Source organism: uncultured Neisseria sp. (genome assembly GCF_951230505.1).
Taxonomy (GTDB): Bacteria; Pseudomonadota; Gammaproteobacteria; order Burkholderiales; family Neisseriaceae; genus Neisseria.
On sequence record NZ_CATNVN010000170.1, the window covers coordinates 1 to 3657 of the forward strand.

Below are 3657 nucleotides of genomic sequence, written 5' to 3' on the forward strand. Positions count from 1 at the left end.
TATCCGATTGCCGTTGAAATTGCCCAAGAAGCGCCAGCCGCCGGCGTGGATACGCAGGAAGATTTGGACAGGGTAAGGGCTGTGTTCGAGGCCGTCTGAAAGGAAAAAACATGAATGATTTACGCCATTTGAGCCGTGACGAACAAAAACTGCTTGCCGATGTCGCTTTGCTGGTCAAAGACGACGATCAAGAGTTCAACTACGAAATGTTGAAAGTGGCCGCGCCCGACGAGGCCAGCGGCGAATTTTGGTTTCGCATGGCAGAAATGCTCAGCACCCTGCCGCCCAACCAATCCTTAGATTTGCGCATGACCGGCGGACGGTTGGCGGTCGCCGTATCGATTTTATCGGTGTTGTTGCAGGAAAGCCCTGATATTCCCCAGCTTTGGGCACAAAAAGTGATTGCGCTCAACTATCTGGCACACGGCCATCGGACACGCGCCCTCGGTTTAGCGCAACAGCCGGATAAAGCGGCAGAAGCCAACGAGGAAGAATATTTGGCAAAAGCCTTGTCCCAAAACCTACTTTCCACGTTGAAAGACGCATTGGAACGCTTCCCCGAAGACAGCTGGTTTATCGAAATGCGCGATGATGCGTGGCAGCACTTTGGTGCAGAACAGGCCGTCTGAAGTTTTGAACGATAAACGCAAGGCGTGTAAAATTATCTGAACATTAAATCCGTCAACCAAAAGGACTCATCATGAAAGTATTATTGTTGGGCGCACCAGGCGCCGGCAAAGGCACACAGGCTCAATTCATCACCGCCGCATTCGGCATTCCTCAAATCTCTACCGGCGACATGCTCCGCGCGGCCATCAAAGCAGGCACTCCGCTGGGTTTGGAAGCAAAAAAAATTATTGATGAAGGCGGTTTGGTGCGCGACGACATCATCATCGGCATGGTGAAAGAACGCATCGCCCAAGACGATTGCAAAAACGGTTTCCTGTTTGACGGTTTCCCACGCACATTGGCACAAGCCGAAGCCATGGTTGAAGCCGGTGTGGATTTGGATGCCGTGGTTGAAATCGATGTGCCTGACAGCGTGATTGTCGACCGCATGAGCGGCCGCCGCGTGCATTTGGCTTCCGGCCGTACTTACCACGTTACCTACAACCCGCCTAAAGTCGAAGGCAAAGACGACGTAACCGGCGAAGATTTGATTCAACGCGACGACGACAAAGAAGAAACCGTGAAAAAACGCCTTGCCGTTTACCACGAGCAAACCGAAGTTTTGGTTGATTTCTACAGCAAACTGGAAGGCGAACACGCGCCTAAATACATCAAAGTTGACGGCACTCAAGCAGTAGAAGCCGTGAAAGCCGAAGTATTGAAAGGTTTGGGCAAATAAGTTTTGCCGAAGTAAAATCATGAGGCCGTCTGAAAAAATATTTTCAGACGGCCTTTTGTGTACAAAAGCTGTTAAAATCGAAGCTATAACCGTTTATCCGCAGGCATCTTATGAATCCTTTGATCTCCGACTTCCAAACTCAGCAACAACGGACCCCCGTTATCGTCGCCCTTGATTTTGCCAACGAAAAAGATACGCTCGGATTTATCCGCAATCTTGACCCGACACTGTGTCAAATCAAAATCGGCAAAGAGCTGTTTACCGCAACCGGCCGTAATTTAGCGGAAAGCTTAATCAATCAAGGTTTCAAACTTTTCCTCGATTTGAAATACCACGATATTCCCCACACAGTCGCTCAGGCCTGTAAAGTTGCTGCCGATATGGGCGTTTGGATGGTCGATATGCACGCCTCCGGTGGCCGCCGCATGATGGAAGCTGCAGCAGAAGCCGTTGCCGGATATCAAACCAAGCCGCTCTTGATCGGCGTAACCGTGTTGACCAGCATGGAACAAAGCGACTTGGCAGAAATCGGTTTGAACATTGCCCCTGAAGAACAAGTCATCCGCTTGGCGAAACTGGCGCAAAGTTCAGGCTTGGACGGCGTGGTATGTTCCGCTCAAGAAGCCACACCATTGCGCCGTGAATTGGGACAGGATTTTGTCTTGGTAACACCGGGCATCCGCTTGGACGTTGCCGGCAATAATGACGACCAACGCCGTATTATGACACCGGCTGAAGCCTTGGCTGCAGGTTCAACCTATTTGGTAATGGGCCGTCCGGTAACCAAAGCTGCCGATCCGGTAGCCGTATTGCGTGAAGTGAACCGGGTGGCGAATGCTTAAGGCCGTCTGAAGTATGAAGGCGATTGTGATTGGCGCGACAGGCGCAACAGGAAAATCCTTGTTGCCTCTGCTTGCAACCAGTTCAGAGATTGAGTCTATTGACTGCTTCGGTCGCAGACATCCTGATTTTACCCACCAAAAGCTAAATAGCCATCAGATTGATTTTTCTCAGACTGATGATTGGCGCGATGAAGTACAGGGTGATGTATTGTTTGCCTGCTTGGGAACAACCCTGAAAGCAGCAGGAAGTAAAGAAGCGCAATGGGCAATCGATTATGAAGCGAATCTTGAATTTGCCAAAGTAGCTAGGCAGAACGGCGTCAATGCTTTGGTTTTGCTTTCCGCTTCCGGTGCAAATTCTGCTTCACGCCTGTTTTATCAACGGATGAAGGGCGAATTGGAACAAGCAATTATCGCTTCGAATTTTCCGCACCTTATTATTTTTCGCCCGTCATTGCTGATTCGTCCGAACAGCGACCGCTTGGGTGAGAAAATTGCCGAGCAGATTTTGCATGGATTCAACCGTATCGGTCTGATGAACAGCCAACGTCCGCTTGCTGTCGAAAAATTGGCGCAAGTCATGCTGAAAGCAGCGTTGTTGCAGTATCGTGGACAGGCTTTTGGTTCAGAAAGCCATATACAGGTATATGCGCCTCAAGATATTTTTAGGCTGTTAGATCAATAATTTGATAACAAGCCTTACACAGAGATTTTAATGGAGCCAGTATGGTAACCAAGTTCCAACAAGAAACCCTCAAATCCCGTTTCGCACAAGCCAAAGTCCTTGTTGTCGGAGATGTGATGCTCGACCGCTATTGGTTTGGCGATGTATCCCGTATTTCTCCTGAAGCTCCTGTACCGGTGGCGAAAATCGCCCGTATCGACCAGCGGGCAGGTGGAGCAGCAAACGTTGCCCGCAATATCGCCTCATTAGGCGGTAAAGTAGGGCTGTTGTCCGTTACCGGCGATGATGAAGCTGCAGATGCGCTAGACGCATTGATGGTGCAAGACGGCGTTGCTTCCTATCTGATGCGCGACAAGCAAATTGCGACTACTGTGAAATTGCGCGTTGTTGCCCGTAATCAGCAGCTTATCCGACTTGATTTTGAAGAATCGCCTCATCGTGAGGTGTTGGAACAAATCAAACATCAATATCGTGAAGTGTTGCCCGAATATGATGCCATTATTTTTTCAGATTACGGTAAGGGCGGTTTGTCGCATATTTCCGATATGATCGATTGGGCGAAACAGGCCGGTAAACCCGTTTTAATCGACCCCAAAGGCGATGATTACGAAAAATATGCCGGCGCTACGCTGATTACGCCTAACCGTGCAGAATTGAAAGAAGTGGTGGGCAGCTGGAAAAATGAAAACGATTTGACCGAAAAAGCCCAAAACCTGCGCCGTCATCTCGACTTGACCGCGATTTTGTTGACTCGAAGCGAAGAGGGTATGACCCTGTTCAAT

At 49.5% G+C, this 3657-nt stretch carries 5 protein-coding genes and 1 pseudogene; all 6 read left to right on the forward strand.

The window, feature by feature from the left end:
* Positions 1-99, forward strand: a pseudogene (locus Q1M25_RS08810) (3-deoxy-manno-octulosonate cytidylyltransferase); the annotation flags it as partial.
* An 11-nt stretch (positions 100-110) separates the two neighbouring features.
* Entirely contained in the window at positions 111-629 is a 519-nt protein-coding gene (locus Q1M25_RS08815) for a hypothetical protein (RefSeq protein ID WP_003746102.1), read from the forward strand.
* Positions 630-700: 71 nt separating this feature from the next.
* On the forward strand, positions 701-1348 hold the full coding sequence (adk, locus tag Q1M25_RS08820; protein WP_003746105.1) for an adenylate kinase: 648 nt from the start codon (positions 701-703) through the stop codon (positions 1346-1348).
* 110 nt (positions 1349-1458) lie between these two features.
* Positions 1459-2190 carry an orotidine-5'-phosphate decarboxylase gene (gene pyrF, locus Q1M25_RS08825; protein ID WP_300483911.1) on the forward strand — a complete coding sequence of 244 codons (732 nt, stop codon included), beginning with the start codon at positions 1459-1461 and terminating at the stop codon, positions 2188-2190.
* A 13-nt stretch (positions 2191-2203) separates the two neighbouring features.
* A complete protein-coding gene (locus Q1M25_RS08830; RefSeq protein ID WP_300483912.1) occupies positions 2204-2875 on the forward strand; it encodes an NAD(P)H-binding protein in 672 nt (223 codons plus the stop codon).
* Between the two features lie 41 nt (positions 2876-2916).
* Positions 2917-3657 (forward strand): PfkB family carbohydrate kinase (locus Q1M25_RS08835; RefSeq protein WP_300483913.1); only part of this gene is annotated, 741 nt, incomplete at its 3' end.

Coding starts and splice junctions, on each gene's coding strand:
- Q1M25_RS08815 (WP_003746102.1), top strand. CDS start 111: ATGAATGATTTACGCCATTTGAGCCGTGACGAACAAAAACTGCTTGCC.
- adk (WP_003746105.1), top strand. CDS start 701: ATGAAAGTATTATTGTTGGGCGCACCAGGCGCCGGCAAAGGCACACAG.
- pyrF (WP_300483911.1), top strand. CDS start 1,459: ATGAATCCTTTGATCTCCGACTTCCAAACTCAGCAACAACGGACCCCC.
- Q1M25_RS08830 (WP_300483912.1), top strand. CDS start 2,204: ATGAAGGCGATTGTGATTGGCGCGACAGGCGCAACAGGAAAATCCTTG.